The 24,440-nt window shown below is 43.1% G+C and carries 24 protein-coding genes; 2 read left to right on the forward strand and 22 right to left on the reverse strand.

The window, feature by feature from the left end; genetic code table 11:
• Positions 1–135 precede the first annotated feature (135 nt).
• The gene (locus tag MHB56_RS05715) at positions 136–885 is read left to right on the forward strand and encodes an SDR family NAD(P)-dependent oxidoreductase (RefSeq protein ID WP_340392453.1); all 750 of its coding nucleotides are present in this window, start codon (positions 136–138) and stop codon (positions 883–885) included.
• 78 nt (positions 886–963) lie between these two features.
• On the opposite strand, the gene MHB56_RS05720 is transcribed toward MHB56_RS05715, so the two are convergent.
• From MHB56_RS05720 to MHB56_RS05755, 8 genes are all read right to left on the reverse strand, one after another.
• Positions 964–1,254, reverse strand: a complete 291-nt coding sequence (locus MHB56_RS05720; RefSeq protein ID WP_036676004.1) for a MazG nucleotide pyrophosphohydrolase domain-containing protein — start codon at positions 1,252–1,254, stop codon at positions 964–966.
• 258 nt (positions 1,255–1,512) lie between these two features.
• Positions 1,513–2,871: an LLM class flavin-dependent oxidoreductase gene (locus tag MHB56_RS05725; RefSeq protein ID WP_341143370.1), complete on the reverse strand. Its 1,359-nt coding sequence runs from the start codon at positions 2,869–2,871 to the stop codon at positions 1,513–1,515.
• A gap of 31 nt (positions 2,872–2,902) precedes the next feature.
• A complete protein-coding gene (locus MHB56_RS05730) occupies positions 2,903–3,715 on the reverse strand; it encodes an ABC transporter permease (protein WP_076129474.1) in 813 nt (270 codons plus the stop codon).
• Positions 3,712–4,563: an ABC transporter permease gene (locus MHB56_RS05735; protein WP_341143371.1), complete on the reverse strand. Its 852-nt coding sequence runs from the start codon at positions 4,561–4,563 to the stop codon at positions 3,712–3,714. Before MHB56_RS05735 ends, MHB56_RS05730 begins: the two co-directional genes overlap by 4 nt.
• 37 nt (positions 4,564–4,600) lie before the next feature.
• A complete protein-coding gene (locus tag MHB56_RS05740) occupies positions 4,601–5,611 on the reverse strand; it encodes an aliphatic sulfonate ABC transporter substrate-binding protein (RefSeq protein ID WP_341143372.1) in 1,011 nt (336 codons plus the stop codon).
• Between the two features lie 42 nt (positions 5,612–5,653).
• A complete protein-coding gene (locus tag MHB56_RS05745; RefSeq protein WP_076129471.1) occupies positions 5,654–6,430 on the reverse strand; it encodes an ABC transporter ATP-binding protein in 777 nt (258 codons plus the stop codon).
• Between the two features lie 407 nt (positions 6,431–6,837).
• Positions 6,838–7,614, reverse strand: coding sequence for an RNA ligase family protein (locus tag MHB56_RS05750; RefSeq protein ID WP_076184157.1), 777 nt, complete (start codon positions 7,612–7,614; stop codon positions 6,838–6,840).
• A 322-nt stretch (positions 7,615–7,936) separates the two neighbouring features.
• Positions 7,937–8,410 (reverse strand): hypothetical protein, encoded by a 474-nt coding sequence (locus MHB56_RS05755; RefSeq protein WP_076278393.1) that lies wholly within the window; start codon positions 8,408–8,410, stop codon positions 7,937–7,939.
• Between the two features lie 374 nt (positions 8,411–8,784).
• Here MHB56_RS05755 and MHB56_RS05760 point away from each other — a divergent pair, with 374 nt between their 5' ends.
• Entirely contained in the window at positions 8,785–10,527 is a 1,743-nt protein-coding gene (locus MHB56_RS05760; RefSeq protein WP_076302720.1) for an ABC-F family ATP-binding cassette domain-containing protein, read from the forward strand.
• Positions 10,528–10,757: 230 nt separating this feature from the next.
• Here the strand turns inward: MHB56_RS05760 and MHB56_RS05765 are convergent, their stop codons facing one another.
• From MHB56_RS05765 to MHB56_RS05830, 14 genes are all read right to left on the reverse strand, one after another.
• Positions 10,758–11,477 (reverse strand): hypothetical protein, encoded by a 720-nt coding sequence (locus MHB56_RS05765; protein ID WP_248548445.1) that lies wholly within the window; start codon positions 11,475–11,477, stop codon positions 10,758–10,760.
• Positions 11,478–11,759: 282 nt separating this feature from the next.
• Positions 11,760–12,575, reverse strand: coding sequence for a sporulation transcription factor Spo0A (gene spo0A, locus MHB56_RS05770; RefSeq protein ID WP_036682806.1), 816 nt, complete (start codon positions 12,573–12,575; stop codon positions 11,760–11,762).
• Between the two features lie 198 nt (positions 12,576–12,773).
• Positions 12,774–13,886: a SpoIVB peptidase gene (gene spoIVB, locus MHB56_RS05775; RefSeq protein ID WP_081383394.1), complete on the reverse strand. Its 1,113-nt coding sequence runs from the start codon at positions 13,884–13,886 to the stop codon at positions 12,774–12,776.
• Between the two features lie 138 nt (positions 13,887–14,024).
• Complete coding sequence (gene recN / locus MHB56_RS05780) at positions 14,025–15,752, reverse strand: DNA repair protein RecN (protein WP_076129654.1); 1,728 nt, start codon at positions 15,750–15,752, stop codon at positions 14,025–14,027.
• A 46-nt stretch (positions 15,753–15,798) separates the two neighbouring features.
• Complete coding sequence (ahrC, locus tag MHB56_RS05785) at positions 15,799–16,248, reverse strand: transcriptional regulator AhrC/ArgR (protein ID WP_036682813.1); 450 nt, start codon at positions 16,246–16,248, stop codon at positions 15,799–15,801.
• A gap of 31 nt (positions 16,249–16,279) precedes the next feature.
• Positions 16,280–16,753 carry a hypothetical protein gene (locus tag MHB56_RS05790; RefSeq protein WP_232061423.1) on the reverse strand — a complete coding sequence of 158 codons (474 nt, stop codon included), beginning with the start codon at positions 16,751–16,753 and terminating at the stop codon, positions 16,280–16,282.
• Between the two features lie 331 nt (positions 16,754–17,084).
• Positions 17,085–17,987 (reverse strand): TlyA family RNA methyltransferase, encoded by a 903-nt coding sequence (locus MHB56_RS05795; protein ID WP_076303987.1) that lies wholly within the window; start codon positions 17,985–17,987, stop codon positions 17,085–17,087.
• Between the two features lie 45 nt (positions 17,988–18,032).
• Positions 18,033–19,937 carry a 1-deoxy-D-xylulose-5-phosphate synthase gene (dxs, locus tag MHB56_RS05800; protein ID WP_076129652.1) on the reverse strand — a complete coding sequence of 635 codons (1,905 nt, stop codon included), beginning with the start codon at positions 19,935–19,937 and terminating at the stop codon, positions 18,033–18,035.
• 99 nt (positions 19,938–20,036) lie between these two features.
• Positions 20,037–20,984 (reverse strand): polyprenyl synthetase family protein, encoded by a 948-nt coding sequence (locus tag MHB56_RS05805; protein ID WP_076129651.1) that lies wholly within the window; start codon positions 20,982–20,984, stop codon positions 20,037–20,039.
• Positions 20,971–21,228 (reverse strand): exodeoxyribonuclease VII small subunit, encoded by a 258-nt coding sequence (xseB, locus tag MHB56_RS05810; RefSeq protein WP_036682818.1) that lies wholly within the window; start codon positions 21,226–21,228, stop codon positions 20,971–20,973. Before xseB ends, MHB56_RS05805 begins: the two co-directional genes overlap by 14 nt.
• On the reverse strand, positions 21,206–22,585 hold the full coding sequence (xseA, locus tag MHB56_RS05815) for an exodeoxyribonuclease VII large subunit (RefSeq protein WP_038572529.1): 1,380 nt from the start codon (positions 22,583–22,585) through the stop codon (positions 21,206–21,208). Before xseA ends, xseB begins: the two co-directional genes overlap by 23 nt.
• Before the next feature lie 11 nt (positions 22,586–22,596).
• Positions 22,597–23,454: a bifunctional methylenetetrahydrofolate dehydrogenase/methenyltetrahydrofolate cyclohydrolase FolD gene (gene folD / locus MHB56_RS05820; RefSeq protein WP_036682821.1), complete on the reverse strand. Its 858-nt coding sequence runs from the start codon at positions 23,452–23,454 to the stop codon at positions 22,597–22,599.
• Between the two features lie 42 nt (positions 23,455–23,496).
• Positions 23,497–23,949: a transcription antitermination factor NusB gene (gene nusB, locus MHB56_RS05825; RefSeq protein ID WP_036682824.1), complete on the reverse strand. Its 453-nt coding sequence runs from the start codon at positions 23,947–23,949 to the stop codon at positions 23,497–23,499.
• A 257-nt stretch (positions 23,950–24,206) separates the two neighbouring features.
• Positions 24,207–24,440, reverse strand: a complete 234-nt coding sequence (locus MHB56_RS05830) for a DUF2273 domain-containing protein (protein WP_036682825.1) — start codon at positions 24,438–24,440, stop codon at positions 24,207–24,209.

A 24,440-nucleotide genomic window follows, 5' to 3' on the forward strand; every position in this document is an offset into this window, starting at 1 on the left:
TAATAACTATTAAATTTACTTAAATTTTAATTAATTTAGACAAGTGTTACAATGTAAATAAGTTAGTAAGTAACCATTTTTACTATATCAACTTTCATTTCTAGTATAACTATATTTCTTGAGGAGGAAACTCAAATGACAGACAAAAGAGTAGCCGTAATAACAGGTGGAGCCAGTGGAATCGGGAAACAAACCGCCATTAAATTTGCAAGTAAAGGTGATCAAGTTGTCGTTGCCGATTTCAATCAACAATTAGGTGAAGAAACGGTAGCACAAATTATTAAAGATGGTGGCGAAGCAATTTTCGTCAAAACAGATGTTTCCAAATATGAAGATGTCGAAGCGCTGGTTCAAAAAACTGTAGATACTTATGGAAGAATTGACGTTATGTTCAACAATGCCGGAATCGGCCGCGTCACTCCTGTACTAGACCAAGACCTTAAGGATTATCACAGTGTCATTAATGTCAATCAGCATGGTGTAGCCCATGGGATTATCGCTGCTGGTAAAAAAATGCGTGAGCTCGGCATCAAAGGTGTGATCATCAATACAGCTTCTGTATTTGGATTCCTAGCTTCCCCAGGTACATTCGCATATCACGCTTCCAAAGGTGCGGTCATTATGATGACTAAATCCGCAGCACTTGAACTTTCGGTTCATGGCATCCGCGTGCTTGCCGTTGCTCCAGGCGCTGTAGATACGCCAATTATCCAAGGATATAAAGATCAAGGAATGGTTGACCAAATGAAGAGCAAAGTAATGGGTAACAAACTAACATTACCTGAACAAGTTGCAGACACTGTATACTTGCTCTCCTTACCAGAAGCTAGTGCAATTAACGGTAGTGTTGTAATGGCTGATGAAGGTTATGCTTCATTTAAATAAAGTTTAGGGTGAAAAAAATCCAAGGCTTCCCTCGAGGGAGGTCCTTGGATTTTTTTAAAAGTATTCAATAGATACACCCTACTCCCAAGTCCTCTGTTCATTAATCTCCAGCTTACGTTTAAACGCCTGCTCCAGATCAATACCAAGTTTATTGGCCAGATCAAAAATATTCCACACCACATCGTACATCTCGTATCCCAAGTTTTCTTTCCGCTCCGCATCTGGATGAAAAGATACCGACAAAACCTCTTTGGACAACTCCCCAACCTCAGTCATTAAGTACAGCATTCTCTGCTCAATGGTGCTGGTATCAAACCCTTTGATTTCACTGAACTCCTTAACATACTGTTGAAACTCTGCTGCATTCATTTCCTTACGCCTCGCTTTTTGGTATAAAGTTATGTAAAGTAATTATTCCTGCGTATTTACCAATTATCATCCTTTTGATCTAAGAATACAAACTCTCCAAGACTTTGCTGTTTATTAGACAAGAACGCTCTCACAATGCGATAAAAAAGAAGCGATTCCTCATTTATCGAAGAATCGCTTCTTTGCATTTTGCTCACTATAGTGATACCCCAATAGCCAACTCGTTACAATCTGAATAAAGCCACTCCGATGATCACCTTATTTACCAGCCCCTACTTCAGCCACTCTACGATTCTGGAAATGACGAATATCCGGACGCTCCAATCCTAGATGTTCACGAAGGGTACTCCCCGTATACTCAGTGCGGAACAAGCCGCGTGCTTGCAAGATGGGCACAACATGATCCACGAATTCATCCAAGTTGCCCGGCAGTACTGGTGGCATAATATTAAATCCATCGCAGCCGTACTCTTCGAACCACAATTGCATTAAATCTGCCAATTGTTCATAGGTTCCAACAAACTGCATATGTCCTCGTGCACCAAGCAAACGGCGGCCTAATTCTAATATCGATAATTTGTCCTTACGAGCCATATCCATAATCAGCTGAACCCGGCTTTTCATTCCATTTGATGCTTCTACTGGATCAGGAATCTCAGGCAGCTGTCCATCTACTGGGTATTCGGACAGGTCAAACCTCAACATGCCAGACAACATACCAACAACAGCGGCAGGAGGAATCAACTCCTGCAGTTCTTTATATTTACTTTGGGCTTCCTCTTCGGTCGCTCCAATGATCGGAGACAAGCCCGGCATAATTTTTAAGCTACCACGTTCACGGCCATAATCTGCTAATTTGGAATTGACGCTTTCATAGAAGGCCTTAGCCGCTTCAAGCGACTGCTGTGCCGTAAAGATCACCTCTCCAAAACTAGCTGCAAAATCTTGTCCTGGACCAGAAGATCCGGCTTGAATAAGTACAGGATACCCTTGAGGTGAGCGAGGAACATTGAGGGTTCCTTTTGTAGAATACCACTCCCCTTTGTATTCCACTTCTTTGATCTTCTTCGCGTCAGCAAATTGTCCCTCTTCGCGGTTGACGATTAAAGAGTCATCCTCCCAGCTGTCCCAGAGAAGCGTTGCCACCTCAACAAATTCACGTGCCATTTTATACCGAAGTCCGTGCTCTGGATGCTCCGGCTTCCCATAGTTATAAGCTTCCACATCAAGCTGGGAGGTAACAATATTCCAACCCGCTCGGCCTTCACTAATATGATCTAAAGAAGCAAATTTGCGAGCCACATTATAAGGTTCGTTATACGTGGTCGATACGGTAGCCGTTAATCCGAGTTTTTCTGTTTCTGTCGAAAGGGCTGACAACAGCGTCAATGGGTCCAGCATACCCGAAGCTGCTTGATCCGCACCCATCACATACAACAAATCCGCCAAAAACATCATATCGAACTTCCCACGCTCGGCGGTTTTTGCCAATTCGCGATAAAATTTATAATTGAAGATCTTATCCGCTCCCGATTCCGGATGACGCCAGCCATAATGATGATGTCCTGAATAATAAATAAATACACCTAAATGTAGCTGATCTTTTCTGGTTCCCATAATGACCCTGCCTTTCGAATTCTAGAGTTCGTTAACCTTTGAATGTATCACGCCAATGCAGCCATCTTCTCTCCAGCAATCGAATTGCGGAATCCGAAAGTTTTCCTATCACTGCAAAGATTGAAATTCCAACGAATACTATATCTGTTTGCGAATAAGCTCTGGCATCCTGAATCATATAGCCTATCCCCGCACTTGTTCCCATCATCTCCGCTACGACGAGTACAAGCCACGATGCACCAAGTGATAAGCGAATACCAAGTAGAATATTAGGCATTGCAGCCGGAATAATCATTTTGCTAAGCAGCTGCCATCTTGTATATTGGAAAATACGGGATACTTCAACAAGCTTGATATCAACATTACGAATTCCTAGGAAAGTGTTCAGATAAACTGGAAAAAAAGCACCTAATGAAATCATTAGTATTTTAGAAAATTCACCTACACCAAACCACAAAATGAATAACGGAATAAGGGCAAGTAATGGAATCGTTCGAAGCATCTGTAAAGATGGATCCAGTGTACGCTCTACCAACTTCCCAAGTCCTGTAGATAAGCCAAGCAGCAGTCCAGTAGCAGATCCCAATAAAAAGCCAAGCCCTGCCCGATAGGCGCTAATCCCCAGATGTCGAAACAGCTCACCGCTAGCTATTAAAGAAAAGAACTGCGCAATAATCGTAGATGGAGCAGGCAATGTCGTCGCAGAGACTAGATGGAGCGCAGCTGCCACTTCCCAAATCACCACTAGAGCTAGAGGTACAATCCAACCATGCAGTTTTTTTGGAATCCAGCTTAAACCATCGTCGTGACGCTCTATTTTATTACTGGATAGGTGATTGCTCATGATCCTTTATCTCCTCTATAACTGTCCTGCCATCTTAGCAATCTCGATTCCAACAGCTTCACTAATGAATCTGACAGTTTACCTACTACAGCAAACACGATGATCCCAACAAATACCACTGTGGTCAAAGAAAACGATCGCGCGTCATTGATTAGATAGCCAACACCTGAGCTAGAGCCCATCATCTCCGCTACGACAAGTCCAAGCCAAGCTATGCCCACAGACAAACGGATACCTAAAAAGATGTTGGGCAGTGAGGCTGGAATAATTAACTTACTCATCATCTGCCATTTACTGAATTGCAGTACTCTCCCAACATCAAACAACTTGTTGTCCACCGAACGGATTCCTAGAAATGTGTTCACGTATAATGGGAAAAATGAACCTTTGGCAATCAACAATATTTTTGAGGTTTCACCGAATCCGAACCACAAAATAAATAGTGGAGCGATTGCTAAATGGGGCAGCGTGCGCAGCATTTGCAGCGACGGATCCAGCAAACGTTCTGTTTTGTATGAAAAGCCTACCCACAAACCAGCCGCTAAGCCAAGCCCTCCCCCAATTAAGAAACCAAGCAGTGCCCGCCAAGCGGATATGCCTAAATGTTTCGCCAGCTCACCGGACGCGGTCAAGCTAACCAGTTCCCGCCATATTTCACTTGGCCTTGGCAGCAATATAGGATTTAACTTTCCCATCGCTCCGGCTATCTCCCAAATCAGGAGTAAAGCAATTGGTAAGATAAGTCCAAGCAATATATTCGTCGTTTGGATGGAAAGTCCGCGCTTCTTTACTGGATTCTTCTTATGAATTAGTGGCGAGATCACAGCTTTTTCAGCACTGAATTGCATGTAAACAACCTCTTTTCTACATCTGTGGTTTCATCCGTTACTTCAAAGGTTCCTTCAGTGCTGCTTCAATATATTGATTGTCTGTTATTTTAGAAACTTCAATCTCTTTACGGATGTTCTTAATATCAAATTGAAAATCGGCTGTCTTCTGCAATTCTTCAACAACAGCATCACTAATTGGAATGTTGATCATCTGGGAACGTTCAAACGTACCTTCGATTACCGCTGCCGGAATGTTCCGCTCAGCTGCATATCTTTCAGTCGCTTCAGCGCGATTATCTGTCTCCCAAGCTATAGCTTTGTTGGTTACTTTTAAATAAAGCGTAACTAGTTCTGGATATTTCTCTGCGAACGCTGAACGGGAGATCACAAAAGAAGGAGATAAGACACCCAATTGCTCACCATCCGTCAAAACCTTCCCTTTACCGGTCAATGCGTTTAGAGTAATATACGGATCCCATGTAGCCCATGCATCAACGCCACCGGTTTCAAATGCAGGTTGTGCTTCATCAGGCTGTAGCTGGATAATCTCAAAATCTGCTTCTTTAAGACCTGATTCCTCAATACCGCGATATAGAAAGTTGTAAGCATTGCTGCCTTTTGTAACAGCTATCTTCTTGCCTTTCAGATCCTCCAGTTTCTGAGCAGTACTACTACCAGGTACAAGAAGAGCAACGTTATTCGTACCTTCTAATACTTGTGAGATAATCTTGATAGGAATGCCCGCAGCTTGGGCTGCAATCACCGGCATGTTACCAAGAGTCGCTATGTCCAACTTATTAGAAGCGATCGCCTCTGTCATTGGGGGCCCACTTTGAAATTCCGTCCATTCTACTTTTACGCCCAGCTTATCAAATTCTTGCTCATACCATTTTTCCTCACGGGCCTTACCAAACATCCCACCACTGCCCTGCACGCCAATCTTAATGGTCACACCTTCATATTTGTTGGCGTCGTTCTTTCCCGCACTCTTTTCATTCGATGCACAACCCGTTGCAAATACAGTCAAAACAAGCATAACAAGTAGTGAATTACGAAATAATTTCATGGATCATTTCTCCCCTTTTTATAAAAAATGGACTCTCTTTATCTAGATACCAGCACCAACATCGATTGCCGGTTCTTCAACCTTCTCAAACTCACTCAGCACCAGTCGACGTAATTCTTGGAAAGAAGTACTGGATCTTTTTCGCGGAAACGGTAAATCGATGGGAAGAATATTGCGAATATGCCCAGGTCGGGGATTCATAATGACTACCCGCTCACCCAGGAATACAGCTTCATCCAGATCATGAGTCACAAATAACATAGTCGTCTTATTGCTCTGCCAAATATCAAGAAGTACCTCTTGCAGATGTGATCTAGTAAAAGCGTCTAGTGCGCCAAAAGGTTCATCGAGCAATAATACATCCGGATTACGGAGCAACGCCCTAGCAATAGATACTCGTTGGGCCATCCCGCCTGACAGCTCACGTGGATAGGATTTCTCAAAACCCTTTAATCGTACAAGTTCAATCAATTCATCTACTTTTTTGCGAACCTCTGGATTTTTAAGCGATAAATTTGCTGCAATATTATGCTCCACCGTCAACCACGGAAAAAGTCTTGGTTCTTGAAAAATAAATCCCTTCTCAATACTTGGTCCGTCGATCTGTTTGCCATTCAGTAGAACCGTGCCGCTATAGCTCGTATCCAATCCTGCCACAATTTTTAGCAAGGTACTTTTTCCGCAGCCGCTGGGACCTATAATCGTAATCAACTCGCCTTTTTTCACCTTCAGCTGAATATTGCTTAATGCGATAACATCACCTGCAGGCGCGGCGAATACTTTATTCAAATGTTCGATAACCAGTGTTTCCTCCGACACACCATTCACCCTTCCGATAAATTTAAACTAAACTATACTTATGTATTTAATGGGTATTAAGAGCAAAAAAATAATGAGAGCTTCTAAAGAACCTTATCCGATTATTCAACTAGGTTTAATTTACATCATCTTATCAGTGACATTCCTCACATGTCAAACATTATTTGCCAAATGGTTGTATGTTTTGTGAAGTGGGGAGGTTTTGCAAATGGCAAGGACATGGTATTAGTTATAGTCGATAGGGATTTATCTAATTGGAGTTCAAAACTGGCACAAAAAAATACCGCATATTTATTGGTTTTGGACCAATGAATAAGCAGTATTTTGGGGGCTGTTCACAAACCCCATTGCTTTGGGAACCTCATGCTAAATTCTGAAAGTATCAGCATTGATAATAATTCCAACTATTACTTTCTAAACGTTCTTTCATAATCTTCAAACCGTATTTTTCTAATTTGTTTACGATCCGTTGTTCTAACAATGATTCCTTCTGATTTGCCTGATGCGTCGATGCCTACTTGCGTGTTTTCGAATCTTTTTAAATAAGAATATGTACTCTCAAGAGAAGTTGGAAACTCGGAACCCTTTATGGTTTCAAGAAGTGGTGCAGACTGCAAATCAATACTTTCAATAAATCTCTTCTTCTCAATTTCATCATAAAATGGTTGATTTCCGTGATCACGCCACATCGCAATTTTCTCCTGCGATAACTCAAGAAGTCTATATAATTCATCCTTATTCAAGGAGAACACATCAAATACACGATACCCTTGAGTTTTTCTGTCAGAATAGTTCTTGGATGCTTTAGTTTTCCCTCCATAAGATTCCTGATAAATTACGGTTAATGCCCAGTCACCCTCAAGAAGGATATCTGCAATTACTTTTTCTGCTAACGGCTTAAGAAATTCCGCAATGTTCCCATAAGGATTACCGATTCTATCTCCTTTTGCATATAACAATTCTTCTCTGGAACCAATTAGATAATCAACTTCGTTATTATCATTTTTTAATAAAATGATCCTTGAATTTTCACCATCTACTTTTTCGTAAACAAAAACATCGTCTAATTCTGCGAAGCCTCTTGACTCCGTTAAAACATCATTTAACCGACCTCGTTCACCTAATTGATGATATGTAAGAATGCTTGGGTACTTTGTTAAAGAATTAATTTTCTTTAAATCCATAAACTATTCTCCCACTTTCAAATTCACTTTATATGACTCTTGTTCTTATAAACATAAACAAAGATAGCCAAGGAATATTTTACTACTGATTACGTGTTCACGTGTTATTCCTGATGGGATTGTCATAAAGAGTTCTCCTTATTTGTTTACCAATTTAACTTTGAAGATAAGTATCATCATAATCTACGTAATTACTTTGTTGAGTACGCATGAAGGTTATACGCAAAGAAGGTTCTTATATGTATTTTCAAGTGATACTCATGTAATAGAAAATCAGCAAAATAAGAATATGTAAATAGTAGTAAACACCAATAAATCTTCTTTAATAATCTGATTCAAATATTGTTTCGTTTTTATCATTTGAGAAAATAATTTTTAATTGAGCAGTCGGATTCCAAATCCTACTATCTTTTATAATTAGATATTTTCCACCTGTATATTCATACTCACGAGTCTTACTGTCAATCACCACTGAAAATGTTTTAGCATCTTTTAAAACTGGCGTATTATTAATTACAAGGCCAATTGAACCTTTCTCTAAACCACCCATAGCTATCTCATCTCGTATCATAGCCGTAGATTTAGTATAGTCAGAAGCACTACGATAAATATAAATATAGGGCAAGCTAAAAATGTAATATTCCTCGTCGTTTAGCTTTTGTATAGATACATAATCCAAATTTTCACTTTCGATAAATTGATCTAATTCTTTTTCATTGATTGCATTCCAGCTACATCCTGACAAAAAGAAGAATACACAAAAAGATAGTATTACATATCTCAAATAAAATTTCATATTCCCTCCATAATTAAATATTACACTTAGATTATTTACATCTGTAGCTATGATTCTCCTTAATAAATTCAAGCATGTACGTATCTAAAATAACAAAGGATTTACCCTACTAACTCCACTATAACATTAAATGGAATATGCTTATCTTCTACCAAGGCAATAAATTCCGAGTTGTAGCCATTAGGTATTTATAGGTTTTATGACCATAATTTATTAGTCTGTAAGATTGTATTATCAGATGATTTTGATACCTTTAATGCGAAATGATTGAAGTTGCTTGTAAACAGTGTTACTCTATCAACGGTAAACTCAAAATCTGTACTCTTCAATACATCTTATAATAGTCACTATTTTTAGTTAAGAAAGGTAACACTATGATAAAAGTTGATAACTTATCCTTCGCATTCCCGCAAAAAGAACTATATAAAAACATTTCATTTACGCTTGAAGAAGCACAACATTGCGCTTTTATAGGAACAAGCGGCAGTGGTAAAAGTACACTGATCGATATACTGATGGATCCAGAAAAATATTTGTTCGAAGGCAAGCTAGAGATGGACCCCACCTGCAAAATTGGATATGTAAGTCAGTTTTCGCAACTAGACAAATCTAAAGAAACAACCGTTTTTGAATATATAGGAGAAGAATTTATTAAGATACAAAATGAAATAACAGCTATTCTCACTGAAATGGAAACATCATCAGATATTGATTCATTACTCGAAAAGTATCAATTAGCTCTAGATGCCTTTGATTTAATGGATGGAAATGATTTTGAAAGCAATATTAATAAGAAACTAAATTTAGCCAACCTCTTGAAGCTAAAAGATGTTAGGGTATCCGACCTAAGTGGTGGGGAATTCAAGCTTATTCAAGTGATGAAGGAAATGCTGACTAGCCCAGACTTAATGATTATGGATGAGCCCGATGTATTTTTAGATTTTGAAAACCTAAATGCACTTAAAAATCTTATTAATGCTCACAAAGGAATATTGCTAGTTGTTACGCATAACCGTTATCTATTGAATCATTGTTTTAACAAAATTATACACCTTGAAAACATGGAGATCCAAGAGTTCGATGGGCGATATATTGAGTATAACTTCTCATTACTTCAGACGAAAATTGAGTTACAAGAAATCGCAGTCGCTGAACAAGAAGAAATAGAGAGATACGATAACATTATTGATAATCTTAGAGCGATCGCAACCTATAATTCAGAAGCATCTAGAGGGAGAGCGTTAAAAGCTAGGGTTAAGTTTCAAGAAAGATTGGAAGCGCGAAAAATTAAAGCGCCATTCGTTGATATTAAGCAACCAAAAATCAGTTTTGGTGTGGACAATGAAATTGAAGAAGACATCACTGTTTTAAATGTGAATAATTATAGTGTTTCCTTTGATGAGTTGATTTTAGAAAATGTTAACTTTGAGATGAAACCTACAGATAAAGTAGCCCTTATCGGTCCAAACGGTACCGGGAAAACGACTTTACTCCGAGATATCTTTAAAAATAATCATGATTCAATTGAAATAAATGCTGATATTAAAGTGGCTTATCTTTCTCAGCTTCAAGACGAAGTGCTAAAGGATTCTAATACCATACTAGAAGACTTCATCGATGCTGGGTTTGCAACTTATGACGAGATTAGAGCACATCTTTCAAACTATGGCTTTGAAGGAGAAATTCTTACTCAAAAGATAGAATCTTTATCTGGTGGCGAAAAAAATATACTGCAATTGGCGAAAGTTTCTGCTAGCAAAGCAAACTTATTGCTTCTTGATGAACCGACAAGCCATTTAGACACCTATACACAAATCGCACTGGAGAAAGCCATTGAAGATTATAAAGGTGCAATTCTCATGATTTCTCATGATTTCTATTCTGTAGTAAATGGTATGGATTATGTACTAATCATTGACGAGAAGACGATTAGAAAAATGAGTATGCGAAAATTCAGAAAGATGATTTATGCCAGTCATTTTGATAAAGATTATTTAGAAAATGAACAAAATAAAAAAGCAGTTGAAATGAAAATAGAATTAGCTTTAAAAGACAATAATTTTGAACTTGCAAAAGGTATGGTTGACGAGCTAGAAGAGCTGATTAAGTTACTTTAAATTCCAACCTTCTGAATGAAATGATTACAAGAACGATGAAATAAACTGTTGGTGGAAAAGTATCCACATTAAAGACACTGATGAATAGATCTCAGTGTCTTTTTACTGCATTGATTTTATTGATAGCTCATGCCGCGGACAGTGGTTCACTTATCATTAAAAATCTTTCCCAACACATTTTTTTCCAAACTTCTCTTCATCTCTCTGATTGATATAACTATAATGAAGTATCATGAGAAATTTTTATCAAAACAGTCTTTGGTCTCGCATTTAATTTTATACCATTGATAACCATAATCCGATAAGTTTGGTAGGATCAATAATTTGTTACCACAGCGGATACAATTATTTTCTGATAAATTTCCGTTCTTGTAGTCCGCTAAGTAACCTTCTGCTAGTTCTACTTCCTTAATTATATTTTCTAGAACAACATCGCTTATATCAAAAGGGGTCATATCTCCTCTATTTGCATAAATAGAGCGTGAAAAAGCTCCAAATCCACCAACCAGTTCGTGGTGATGGGTATTAATCCGTCCCCCACCTCTCTCAAATAATTTGATCATCGGTTCATATATATCTGGAAACTGCAATGCGATATTGTCGCGCGCATCAAGCAAAGAGCACCAGCGTAAATAATGTATACTTATTAATTTCATAAGCATAATATCAATTTTATTAAAATTCGGACACGTTTCTAAGAAAATGTCCCACTCATTTTCCTCCATCTTAAAACCTAATAACATATCCATACCTATGTATATACTTGCTGCTTCCTTAGAGATAAACTGCAAAAACACGCCGACTCTACGGTAATACTCTGCAATCAAATTAGCATCTGCTTCATATTCACCTCTAGATCTTACTTCTTCGTATCTTTTTTTTGAAATTCCAATGTATAAATTCGCATCAATATTCTTAATTCTTTCAACACCTGATTCGTAATAATTCATGAAGATTCCTCCGACTTAACTCACAAATGTAGTTCCCTATATCTGATAGAAGATTGGTTTATTTAACCAGCTCGCCCGATTGTTCCATGTCTGCTTGAGTTTCACCATTTATAAGATGGCTAATCTTTAAATAAAAACAAAACCCAATAAACCATTTAGGTTTATCGGGCGAGATTTAAAAAAGTTTATCGGCTTCAAAACAAGTTTATCGATTTTTATATACTGACTGAAAGTCGCTTCCAGCAACCCACAATCCCTTACCCCGCACTGCCCCTAACCCTTTCAACTAACCTTATGCTCAATCCGCAGCTTGTCTGCTACCATGGCAATAAATTCCGAGTTAGTAGGCTTAGATTTGGAGATATTAATGGTGTAGCCGAATAAATGGCTGATGGAGTCGATGTTGCCACGTGTCCAAGCGACTTCAATCGCATGGCGGATCGCGCGTTCTACGCGTGAAGGCGTGGTTTTGAACTTCTCAGCGATTGCTGGGTAGAGTGTCTTCGTAATCGCACCAAGGATCTCGATATTGTTATATACCATGGTGATCGCTTCACGCAGGTACTGATAGCCCTTGATATGCGCTGGGACACCGATTTCATGGATGATCGAGGTAATGTTAGCGTCGAGGTTCTTGCCCTTAGAGAGCGGCACTACATTCGATCTGGACGTCGACGAATAATTGTACATGTTGGAGGAGGAGCTCATGCTGCCTTGAGAGCCGACAAGCTGACGTACACGATTTGCCAGGACCTCCATATCGAACGGTTTCAAAATATAATAGGATGCACCAAGCTGTACAGCTCTTTGAGTGATGTTCTCCTGACCAAAAGCAGTCAGCATGATGATCTTCGGTTGAGGATTCAGATCCATATCACGTAGACGTTCCAATACACCTAGGCCGTCTAAATGCGGCATGATGATATCAAGAATAAGAACATCGGGAATTTTACGCGCTTCGCTAAGCATTTGAAGCACTTCTTCACCATTATAGGCGATACCCGTTACGGTCATATCTTCTTGCTCAGAAATGTACTCGGAAAGCAAATTCGTAAATTCCCTGTTATCATCGGCCAACAACACTTCAATATTCTGCACTGGCTGCTTCCTCCTTAATTATATCTGCTATTCGAAAATAACATTTTTTTCTTGTCTCTTACGTTTTCGACATGGAGATCGAATTCCCTTCTGTCGAAAATTATTTTTCTTTATTTTTTTTCTGCGTTGGATTATAATTAAATATTTTATCTCAATGTTCGAGGTTCTTCGTAATCGTTCGACAAAAAAATCTTAAGGCTAAACCGCCTTAAGATTTAATGAATACCTATTCTCCTGTTTGGTCACACCTGAATCTTGAAGCATCCATTCGATGAAGCACCCATAACCGGACTTAGGATCATTTACAAATACATGAGTTACGGCTCCGATGAGGCGGCCATCCTGTACGATAGGACTTCCGCTCATGCCTTGGACGATACCGCCTGTCTTATCAATAAGGCGTGGATCGGTGATCCGCAGCACCATTCCTTTAGTGGCTGGCGTTTGCTGATGTGCTACATGAATGATCTCAACCTTAAACCGCTCCACCTGTTGACCATCAACTACAGTTAGGATCTCAGCAGGACCTTCCTTGACTTGATCGCTCATCGCCACGGGGATAGGTTCTTTGTAAAGACTGTGCTCGGGATTGGAGCTCATTTTACCGAAGATGCCGAAGTCAGTATTGCTCTCCACATTTCCAAGCACTTGGCTTTCTTTCAAAAAATGCGCTCGTTTCTCGCCCGGATCGCCATCCTGGCTTTTGGATATCGAGGTGACACTGGACTGAACGATATGACCACTACCTACAACAATTGGAGTACCGGTATTCATGTCTGTAATCACATGTCCCAAAGCTCCATATACACCTTGCTCTGGAGCATAAAAAGTTAATGTGCCAACACCCGCTGCTGAATCACGAATGTACAGGCCTAACCGCCACACTTTGTCATGAATGTCATACGCGGGCTTTAGCTTAGCTGTATGCTCTTTACCTCCGCGTTTGAAGACAATGGTCAAGGGGTTATTCGCTTTACCAGCACGATCCACCAGCTTGGCCACCTTGGACAACTCGTCCAATTTCTCACCATTCATGGAGATCATCAGATCACCCGGCACTAAACCGCTGACCTCTCCTGGGGAAAGCTTAGTTTTCTCGGATACTTCAATCAGATGATGACCAACAACCAAAACACCTGCTGATTTCACTTTCACACCGATCGTTTGACCTCCCGGGATCACCTTAAGCTCGGAATGAATTCCTTGTGCAGTCACCTTGGCTGGTTCACCTTGCAGTGGTGCAGCAGAACTTAGGTTTGTTCCCGTTATGCCCGATAAACTAAGAAAGAAGGCAAATAAAAGGCCTGGCATTAACTTCCTGAGGTTAGGCTTCAATGGCTGTCACGCTCCCTTTTGCTTCTTTCGCTTGACGAAAAAGGTGGTCGCCAATTGCGTACCTATAAGATAACCTTGCCCCCAGGCTTTTATTACTGTCAATCATTGCTCCGCTTAGCTTGTTGCAGCCTTACTTGCCTCGGCCAGATTAAGCATTTCCTGCGAGTGGTGCAATGTTTTTTCGGTAATTTCTACGCCACCCAGCATCCTGGCCAGCTCCATTACACGTCCATCGTTCGTTAGGGATTCCACTTCAGTCATGGTTCTTCCATCCTCAACCTTTTTGCGGATTAAGTACTGATGGTCAGCCATACAAGCCACCTGCGGCAAGTGAGTAATGGAGAACACCTGACAGGTAGAGGACAGCTTAAACAGCTTATCTGCGATGGACTGAGCAGCTCTGCCGCTGACACCAGTATCCACTTCGTCAAAAATTAGAACTGGAATTGCATCATGGCGCGCAAAAATACTTTTCATTGCCAGCATAATACGCGACAGCTCACCACCAGAGGCAATTTTGCCAAGAGGTCTCAGGGGTTCGCCCGGGTTAGGGGATATCATAAATTCTGCGCTGTCTATCCCTTGTCTTGTGAGGCGAATACGCCGACCATTGTATTCGACTCCACGCGGGTCCTCCAGCCTGTCCAATTTGACCTGCAACGAGGTTCTTTCCATTTGAAGGTCTTTGAGCTCACCCTCCACTTGGGTGGCCAGATCAGCAGCACAAAGCTTTCGTGCTTCACTTAATTCCGTAGCTGCTTCCATTAATACAGACAGCAACGAATCGCGCTTCGCCGTCAGTTTCTCCAGATATTCATCTTTATTCTCAAGCAAATCAGTTTCCCGGTGAATTTGTTCATAATAAGCCAAAATCTGTTCTACACTTTCTCCATATTTACGTCGGAGTCCAGTGATCAAATCCAAACGATTCTCGATTTCTTCAAGTCGCATCGGATTGAACTCGATATTTTCCCGGTAATCACGAAGCTGAAAAGCAGCATCCTCTAGCTGGTAATATGAGGACTGCAGCTGTTCGAGCACTGTTCGCAGACCCTTCTCATCGTAACGAACTGCATCCTCAAGTCTGGAAATAACATTACCGATCGATTCCAAGCCTTGTCTGTCGTAAAGTAGCTCATATGCACCCGATACGGAATCCATCATTTTCTCACTGTGGGATAGTTTGACCCGTTCTTCGGTAAGTAATTCATCTTCTCCCGGTTTTAATCCGGCGGATGAAATTTCTTCAAGCTGAAAACGATATAAGTCAAGCATTTGGTATGCCTTCTGGCTGGATTCCTGTAGCTCTCGCAGCTCTTTCTCCACCTTCGCGAAGGCAGAATACCTTTCCTGAAAAACTGCCTTTAGCGGACCAATAATCGGTTCTCCGTATGTATCCAGCAGTCCCAGATGCCGTTCCGCCTTCAGCAAGTTCTGGTGCTCATGCTGGCCGTGTATATTAACCAGCTGCTCGCCGATCTCGCGAAGCATGGTAAGATTGACCATCTGCCCATTTACACGTGATGTACTTTTACCTTGAGAGGTAAGCTCGCGTCGTATAATAAGATGCTCCTCGCGCTGGGCCTCAATGCCAAGACGCTCCAAAGTCTCCCAAACGGGATGACCGCTTGGAAGACTGAAGAGCGCCTCCATCTCCGCTTTTTCACAACCATAACGAATGGAATCCGCTGAACCGCGGCCTCCAACAATCAATCCAAGCGCATCAATAATAATGGATTTACCTGCCCCGGTCTCCCCCGTAAGCACGTGGAAGCCAGGATAAAAATGCACATCTACCGCCTCAACGACGGCAAGATTGCGTATAGACAAGGTTTCTAACACTAATAGAGCACCTCCGAGAAGATGACAGGCATCTGATTAATTATAATTAAGAAATATAACCCATGATTTGTGAAATTACGGTCTTGCTGTCCTCAGGTAAACGGCAAATGATAAGGATTGTATCATCACCAGAAAGGGTTCCCATAATTTGTGGCCAGTCAATATTATCAATTAAAGCAGCGACAGAGTTAGCCGTACCTGGTAAACATTTCATCACCACAAGATTAGCCGAGGAATCGATCTGCACAAAATTATCCACAAGAACGCGCTTAAGCTTCTGAATGGGATTGTACCGTTGATCCGTTGGAAGTGAATATTTATATCTTCCATCATCCATGGGTACCTTGATGAGCAACAGCTCTTTTATATCTCGAGATACTGTGGCTTGAGTAACTTGAAAACCTGATTCCCGCAAGGCTTCCACAAGCTCGTCCTGTGTCTCGATATCCTTTTGTGTAATAATTTCACGAATCTTAATATGTCGTTGTCCCTTCATTGTTGCCTCCTGGTATATAAAAAATATGGACTCAGTTTGATTCTCCGTCGTCTTTGCCAAGCTTAATGACATGGATCGATGCTGTTGCTACATTAACATATAGAACGCCGCTGCATTCCGGATAGATCAGCAGGTAGGGAAGCAAGGTATCACGTAAGCCACTGCCAGTGAAATCCAAAGGCTTGCGTGGTCTGGAAAGGATAACTAAATATAAAGATCCTTCCTCTTTTGTCGCCACATAATCTATAAATAACCGGCTATACATCTGCGCCCCATTTACGTTGAAAGACAAGGGGATTTTTAATTTCCCTCCAACGACCTCATATCCTTCATCCTCAAGTATATCAATAGAGGGATGTGGAATAATCACTTTATTGAACGGAATTTGATCCTTCATAAAAGAACGCGGAGAACTCTGCAGCCATACATATATCCGATATATTATAAAAATCGATAATGCTACCCCAATAAACGCCATAACGACCTTGTCAGAGCTACCCGCCACTATCAATCACCTCGGTGATTTATTCGCGTGAAGCCCTGGTAAATCCTGCTTCTAAGCTGTCTTTTTATAAGCTTTCCGCATAATTGATATTATTCGCTAATTCAGCAATTTACAATTACAACGAGCACAGTAAATCCAAAAAAAGATTCAAAATATAAAGACCCGGATTTTATACCGGGTCTTTATTTTAATAAATTCAATCCCTTTGAGCAAATCTGCTCCCTCAATCTTAACAGATGAAGAGGAATTTTCAAGGTTGAACTCTTCAGACTTCCCACTCAAAAAAAACACCCCGCTGACCATTTGAGGTTGACGGGGTGTTCATAAAGCTCTAACGGCGCGCGGAGTTTCCATGAGTAGAACTCACATTAAAAGTACCCGTAGCCTGCTTAATCACTTCATCAGCAAGGGATGGAAAGTCCTCCACTTGAATGACTGCTGCAACAGCAGCTGCCGGCTGTACGGATGATTCTTCGCCTTCCGCCACTTCTGGCGTCAGTCTCCAATGAGCAAGAAACTCAATATTGCCTTCCCCGCCTGTAATTGGCGAAAAAGTCAATCCATGGAGACCGAATCCTAACTCAGCAGCCATAGTCAGTACATTAATCAAAACCTCTTTATGGACAGCAGAATCACGAATCACACCTGATTTTCCAACCTTCTCACGTCCAGCCTCAAATTGCGGCTTGATGAGTGCAGCGATATCTGCTGGACGTTGCAGCAAGGCTTTGAGGGGTGGGAGAATTATTTTTAAGGATATAAAAGATACATCAATACTGGCAAAGTCCGGAACAGGACCCTGCAAATCTGTAGGTGTCATATACCGGAAGTTCGTACGCTCCATAACGCTCACTCGCTCATCATTCCGCAGTGACCAATCCAGCTGGTTATAGCCAACATCAATGGCGTACACATGGCTTACACCATTCTGAAGCGCACAATCTGTGAAGCCGCCAGTGGAAGCACCAATGTCCAGCATGTTCCGACCGGTAAGATCAATATTAAATTGGCGAAGAGCCTTCTCCAGCTTTAGGCCTCCACGACTGACATACGGATGCACAGAGCCTTTAACCTTAAGGGTAGACTCCCGCGAGACCTTCATGCCAGCTTTTTCAATACGTTCCTCATCCGCGAGCACCAACCCTGCCATAATAGCAGCTTTAGCTTTCTCCCGGCTTTCATAAAAACCTTGCTCCACAAGCAGTACATCAATTCGTTCTTTACGGTGTTCCATGGTCATCTCCCGATCGTTCAAGGGTTACTAATTTCCGGCTTCCACTTAGGAAGACGAAGTCGTTTTGTAATTATAAGCACTTAGAGCCATCATGGACTTGATACGAGCACATAACGCTTCTACGGTAAGACCTGTTTGCTGACGTTGTTCTTTAATGGAGCCATGCTCCACGAAGATGTCGGGCACACCCATCAGATGTACACGAGCGTCATAAATTTCATGCTCCGCGTAGAACTCCAATACCGCACTGCCGAGACTTCCCGCTTGACAAGCCTCTTCAATAACAACCATATTGGTTCCAGCATGAGCCAAATCCAGAAGCATGGAATTATCAAGCGGCTTCAGGAAACGCGCATTCACAACGCCCACCTGAATCCCTTCCCGCTTCAGCAAATCAGCGGCTTCTTCAGCCACTTGAACCATAGGACCACATGCTACTACAGCATATCCTTCTCCTGTACGCAGTCGTTCCCATGATCCTATAGGAAGGGTATGCAGTTCAGCGTCCAATGCCACACCTGTTCCGTTAATACGCGGATAGCGGTAAGCAATTGGACCGTCATTATATTCAAGTGCCGTCTTCATCATATGACGCAGCTCATTTTCGTCTTTTGGCATCATCATAACCATATTAGGGATATGGCGCATAAAAGCAACATCGTACACACCCTGATGAGTCTCACCATCCGCACCCACAAATCCAGCACGGTCAATGGCGAACATAACATTGGCGTTATGGCGGCAAATATCATGGACGATCTGATCATAGGCACGCTGCATGAAGGTAGAATACACGGCGTATACCGGCTTCATCCCTTCCATAGCCAAAGCTGCACACAAGGTTGCCGCATGCTGCTCTGCAATCCCGACATCAATCATGCGATCCGGGAATTCCTTCGCAAAAGGAAACAACCCTGAACCACCTGGCATCGCAGGGGTAACTGCAATCAGACGCGAATCTTCACGTCCCAGCTCAATCAGCGTACTGCCAAATACTTCGGTGTACATTGGAGGACCTACAGCTTTAAGTGCCTGACCTGACTCAATTTTGTAAGGGGAAATGGCATGCGATTTATAAAAATCAGTCTCAGCCGGTTTGTAGCCCTTGCCTTTGGTCGTCAGCACATGCACAAGCACAGGACCCGCCACGTTATCTGCTTGATGGAAGGTGTCGATCATTTTCTCCAGATCATGTCCATCCACTGGCCCAAGATACGTAAAACCAAGCTCTTCAAACAATACTCCAGGAACCATCATATATTTAAGACTGTTTTTTAACTGTTCAGCGGTTTTCGCTAATCGTCCACCGATGGCAGGAATCTTCTTAAGCAGCCCTTCAACCTCGTCTTTGGCACGCAAATAATGACGGTCCGAACGAATTTTGCTTAAATAATTGTGCATCGCCCCTACATTCGGAGCAATCGACATTTCATTATCGTTCAAAATAACCATCAGCTTACGCTTCTCATGGCCAATGTGGTTAAGCGCTTCAAAAGCCATCCCGCCGGTAAGCGCACCGTCACCAATCACGGCAATCACCTTGTTGTCTTCGCCTTTTAGATCACGAGCCATAGCCATCCCCATCGCTGCCGACAAAGAGGTGCTGCTATGTCCAGCCTCCCACACATCATGTTCGCTTTCAGAGCGCTTAACAAAGCCGCACAATCCCTGATATTTGCGCAGGGTATCAAAGCGATCTTGACGGCCGGTCAGTATTTTGTGGACATAGGCTTGGTGGCCAACGTCGTAGATCATTTTGTCACGAGGACTGTTGTAGCAATAATGTAAGGCCAGCGTGAGCTCCACCACCCCCAGATTAGAACCGAGGTGCCCGCCGGTTGCTGTAAGCTTCTCAATCAGAAATCGTCGAATCTCCTCTGCAAGAGTAGTTAATTCTTCGACTGACAGTGATTTCAGTTGTTGTGGATCATTTATTTGTGGAAGCAGCACGAATAGTTCCCCGCTTTCCTAGATGTTGTAAAATATATAAAAACCATTATAACACAAACGAAACGGCTGTCGAAATACAGCCGCTTCGAAAGTTCATACTTAGTGATCACGTGCCATTAAATAATCTGCAATTTCCAGCAGGCGCTGGTTGTCGTAAAAACCGCCATTCAGCACAGCATTTCGGGCTGCTTCTGTAAGCTGCTTCACCTCAGCACGAGATTCCTCCAACCCAATAAAATAAGGGTAGGTTACCTTCTGCTGCTTGATATCGCTGCCTGTTTTTTTGCCAAGCTTTCCTTCATCACCAACCAAATCAAGAATATCATCCTGGATTTGAAAAGCTAGTCCGATGCTTGTACCAAAATCACGCAGAGCTTCAAGCTGCTTCTCTGTTGCCCCTGCGATACGTCCGCCGGCTAACAACGAAAAGATAATTAAATCTCCGGTTTTATGCAGATGAATATACTTCAACTGCGCAAGATCTGTTAGTCCTTGCTCGCCTTCCATATCTGCAATCTGACCGCCGACCATGCCGCGTGGACCTGCCATTTCCGCCAGATCCTCCACTATGGATAAAACATTATCAGCAGGAATGCCAAATTTACGGGAGGCTTGTACCACACTATAAAAAGCATGGGTCAAAAGCGCATCACCCGCAAGAATAGCTGATGCTTCACCAAAGACTTTATGATTCGTCAGCTTGCCGCGCCGATAATCATCATTATCCATGGCAGGCAGATCATCATGAATCAACGAGTAGGTATGTACCATTTCAATCGCAGCTGCAACAGGCAAGGCTGCTTCACGGCTGCCTCCCAGTGATTCACAAGCAGCGATCACAAGCAACGGCCGGAGGCGTTTGCCCCCTGCCATTAGCGAATACTTCATCGCTTGCTGTAAATTTTCTGGAACCGTCCACGCTGCGGGAAGAATAGTCTCAAGCTCATGTGAGAGCAAATCACTTATCGATGCGATGTAATCCTCCAGCGGCTGCCGCATGCTTTCACTTGCGGAGCTTCCCTCCAGATCATTCTCAAAGCGATTCATCGGCGTCCCCTTCCAGACGTGCACCAAACGGCTTTTTGCGCAGTTCTCCGTCCTCTTGGGTAATCATTTCGATCTTACGCTCTACTTGTTCCAGCTTGCTGCCGCAAAGCTGCGACAGCTTCATGCCCTGCTGAAATAAATCGATGGCCTTTTCCAGAGGAACGTCGCCGTGTTCAAGCTCACGAACGATTTCCTCCAGTCGGTCCATAGCGCCTTCAAAATCAAGTTCCGCTTCCTTCGTCATCGTCTTTGCCATCCTCCTTCATCCCCCATACTTGGCAGTTCAGCTGTCCGTCATTCATCTTTATCACCACAAGATCGCCAAGCTGCACTTCGGTCAGCGATTTGATTAAATGTTCTTCCGCCTCGTCATACACTAAGCTGTAGCCTCGCGACATAACTTTTAGCGGGCTCAGCGCATCCAGGTGACGAATCTCTGCCACATAGCGAGATCGCTTCTCCTGCAAACGAGCCTGCATAGCGCCCATTAACTCACGGCGCATACTGTCCGTGCGCTGACGTGCTGCGGCAACACTGTCGCGCGGATGGAACCGCTGCAGACTGTGATGCAGCACCGCCTTGCGCTCGCGGGAACGGCTGAGCCGTGCATCCGCCGAGCGCTGGAGCCGCTCACGCAGCATGTCCAGCCGCTGCGTGTGCTGAATCAGCGTGCGGCGCGGGCCTGCCAGCGCCAGCGAGCGCTGCAGCACCGAGTGGCGCTCGCGTCCACGCTGGGCGCGTTGTTGCAGCGCCTGGCGCAGCCGCTGCTGCAGCTGGCGAAGCTGCGCAGCTAGCTCGCCGGCATGAGGCACGGCCAGCTCAGCGGCCGCTGTGGGCGTAGCCGCGCGGAGGTCGGCGGCGAAATCGGCAATCGTGAAATCGGTCTCGTGGCCGACGGCCGAGATGACCGGAATCCTTGATGCCGATATCGCTCGCGCGACTTCCTCCTCGTTGAACGCCCACAGCTCCTCCAGCGAACCGCCGCCGCGGCCGACGATAAGCACGTCGGCTTCACCCATGGCGTTCAGCGCACCAATCGCCTTCACTATCGAAGGCGCAGCGCCTTTGCCTTGCACCAGTACGGGATAGATTACAATAGCTACCTGCGGAAACCGCCGCTGAAGCGTAATCACAATATCTCGTACAGCTGCTCCTGTTGGGGAAGTAATCACACCAATACACTTCGGGAACCGCGGCAACGAACGCTTGCGAGCTTCTGCAAAAAGGCCTTCTTTTTCAAGCTTGCTCTTCAGCTGCTCATAGGCCAGATATAAACTGCCAATCCCATCAGGCTGCATATGTGTGGCGTAGAACTGATATTGCCCATCCCGTTCATAGACGGTCACATTACCTCTGGCAATTACCCGAGCGCCTTCCTTCGGAATAAAAGGCAGCCGCTGGTTATGAGAAGCAAACATAATCGCTTTAATGCGGCTGCTCTCGTCCTTAAGTGTAAAATACATATGCCCGCTGCCATGATGTGTAAAGTTGGATATCTCTCCGCGAATCCACACATCCGAAAGTAAATTATCCGAGTCTAGCTTCATGCGGATATAACGGTTGAGTTCTTTGATCGAATAAACCTGCCGCTCTGCCGCCATGAATCTTACCCCTATTCCAGGCCGTGACGGCGTTTAGCCGCAATCAGCGTGTTGCTCATCAGCATTGTAATAGTCATCGGACCAACCCCGCCTGGAACAGGCGTGATGTATCCGGCAACTTCTTTTGCACTTTCATAATCAACGTCACCTGCGAGTTTACCGTTATCCAGACGGTTCATGCCCACATCGATGACAACAGCACCCGGCTTCACATAGGAAGCATCAATGAAATTAGCTCGTCCGATCGCTACAACCAAAATATCCGCTTGACGGCTAATCTCTTGCATATTAGCTGTACGGGAATGGCACATAGTTACGGTAGCATTTTCGCGTTGCAACAAGAGGGAAACTGGCTTTCCTACAATATTGCTACGACCAATTACAACGGCATGTTTACCTGCCATACCTGTTCCTGTACGTTTGATCAGTTCGATTACTCCTGCAGGAGTACATGGAAGAAGACTGTCGGCACCGATGACCAGGTTGCCTACATTGACAGGGTGAAAGCCGTCTACATCCTTTTCCACGGAGATTGCATCAATAACAGCCTTCTCCTCGATATGCTTAGGCAATGGGAGTTGAACCAGAATTCCGTCGATATCATCGCGTCCGTTTAGCTCTGCTACCAGTGCCAGAAGTTCTTCTTGAGAAGTGGATTCATCCAATTTATGCACTTCCGAATGGAATCCTAAGCTGATACAAGATTTCTCCTTATTGCGAACATAAACCTGAGATCCCGGGTCTTCACCTACTAGAATAACAGCCAAACCGGGCTTTACGCCGCGTTTCGCCAGTTCAGCAACCTCTTGGGCAATGCTAATACGAATTTCCTCGGATACTTGTTTACCACTGATGATTGCTGCTGTCATGTTAGTCTCTCCCCTTTTATATACTTTACTATGGTTTATAAATTAAGAATGGTCAGCTTTAATAGTATCTATCTCTTGGATCATCTTGCCGAGTACTCCGTTAACAAACTTCCCGGAATCATCCGTTCCAAAATGCTTGGCCAAATCGATCGCTTCATTCACCGCAACCTTCGCAGGCACATCATTGGCGAACACCATTTCATACGCTGCTAAACGTAGAATCTGACGATCCACACGTGACAGACGGCTCATTTGCCAGCCCTTCAGGTAATGTTCAAGTATATCGTCGATCGCTACCTTGTGCTCCCATACCCCATTCACATGTTCTACCACATAGTGTTTAAGCTGAATCTCGTCCGTGATTACACGTTCGGTTTCATTCTCTTCTGAAGCTTCCTCGAGCAGCATTTCTACGGCTTCCGCGCTTTCCACATCGTTCATTTCCATCTGATACAGGCTTTGGACAATAATCTCTCTAGCTATACGTCTTTTCATGTGTTCCTCCTAAAATCTTATATCGCATTAAAATATTCACTTGTACTGCAACAACGTCTACGACCCAAATATCGCTTCACACTTATTCATTCTTTCCCTAATCCTGTGAGGATTATTGCACAAAGCGAAGATACCTTCAGAGGAAGCTCGCAAATATACCTATCCCTTGTCGCAAAAAAACCGCAAAGCCTTTCTTCCGGGGGCAACGGACAACACAAACTTACGGTTTCCTGCTCCGGGAAAAAGACTATCGCGGTTCACTTAAAGGGACGCCAGCGTCCGGATAATCGCGAAACCAACTCCTGCCATTGAAACAGGGGCGCTTGCGCGGTATCCTTTCTTTTGCCGAGCGTATATCCGATGAACACTACCAGTGCAAAGAACAGCATATCCCAAAAACCGCAAATTAAATAAATCAAACCCAGACCAATGCCGAAAGTCACTCCGGCGATTCTACCCCCGTGACTTTCCCATACTTCTTTCCAAGACAT

The organism is Paenibacillus sp. FSL H8-0315, from assembly GCF_038005365.1.
Classification (GTDB): domain Bacteria; phylum Bacillota; class Bacilli; order Paenibacillales; family Paenibacillaceae; genus Paenibacillus_AQ; species Paenibacillus_AQ odorifer.

Bases quoted from the DNA above. Each gene is read 5' to 3' on its own strand.
- MHB56_RS05715 (WP_340392453.1), top strand. From the start codon at position 136: ATGACAGACAAAAGAGTAGCCGTAATAACAGGTGGAGCCAGTGGAATC.
- MHB56_RS05720 (WP_036676004.1), bottom strand. From the start codon at position 1,254: ATGAATGCAGCAGAGTTTCAACAGTATGTTAAGGAGTTCAGTGAAATC.
- MHB56_RS05725 (WP_341143370.1), bottom strand. From the start codon at position 2,871: ATGGGAACCAGAAAAGATCAGCTACATTTAGGTGTATTTATTTATTAT.
- MHB56_RS05730 (WP_076129474.1), bottom strand. From the start codon at position 3,715: ATGAGCAATCACCTATCCAGTAATAAAATAGAGCGTCACGACGATGGT.
- MHB56_RS05735 (WP_341143371.1), bottom strand. From the start codon at position 4,563: ATGCAATTCAGTGCTGAAAAAGCTGTGATCTCGCCACTAATTCATAAG.
- MHB56_RS05740 (WP_341143372.1), bottom strand. From the start codon at position 5,611: ATGAAATTATTTCGTAATTCACTACTTGTTATGCTTGTTTTGACTGTA.
- MHB56_RS05750 (WP_076184157.1), bottom strand. From the start codon at position 7,614: ATGGATTTAAAGAAAATTAATTCTTTAACAAAGTACCCAAGCATTCTT.
- MHB56_RS05755 (WP_076278393.1), bottom strand. From the start codon at position 8,410: ATGAAATTTTATTTGAGATATGTAATACTATCTTTTTGTGTATTCTTC.
- MHB56_RS05760 (WP_076302720.1), top strand. From the start codon at position 8,785: ATGATAAAAGTTGATAACTTATCCTTCGCATTCCCGCAAAAAGAACTA.
- MHB56_RS05765 (WP_248548445.1), bottom strand. From the start codon at position 11,477: ATGAATTATTACGAATCAGGTGTTGAAAGAATTAAGAATATTGATGCG.
- spoIVB (WP_081383394.1), bottom strand. From the start codon at position 13,886: ATGCCAGGCCTTTTATTTGCCTTCTTTCTTAGTTTATCGGGCATAACG.
- ahrC (WP_036682813.1), bottom strand. From the start codon at position 16,248: ATGAAGGGACAACGACATATTAAGATTCGTGAAATTATTACACAAAAG.
- MHB56_RS05795 (WP_076303987.1), bottom strand. From the start codon at position 17,987: ATGGAACACCGTAAAGAACGAATTGATGTACTGCTTGTGGAGCAAGGT.
- MHB56_RS05805 (WP_076129651.1), bottom strand. From the start codon at position 20,984: ATGAATCGCTTTGAGAATGATCTGGAGGGAAGCTCCGCAAGTGAAAGC.
- xseB (WP_036682818.1), bottom strand. From the start codon at position 21,228: ATGACGAAGGAAGCGGAACTTGATTTTGAAGGCGCTATGGACCGACTG.
- xseA (WP_038572529.1), bottom strand. From the start codon at position 22,585: ATGGCGGCAGAGCGGCAGGTTTATTCGATCAAAGAACTCAACCGTTAT.
- folD (WP_036682821.1), bottom strand. From the start codon at position 23,454: ATGACAGCAGCAATCATCAGTGGTAAACAAGTATCCGAGGAAATTCGT.
- nusB (WP_036682824.1), bottom strand. From the start codon at position 23,949: ATGAAAAGACGTATAGCTAGAGAGATTATTGTCCAAAGCCTGTATCAG.
- MHB56_RS05830 (WP_036682825.1), bottom strand. From the start codon at position 24,440: ATGTCTTGGAAAGAAGTATGGGAAAGTCACGGGGGTAGAATCGCCGGA.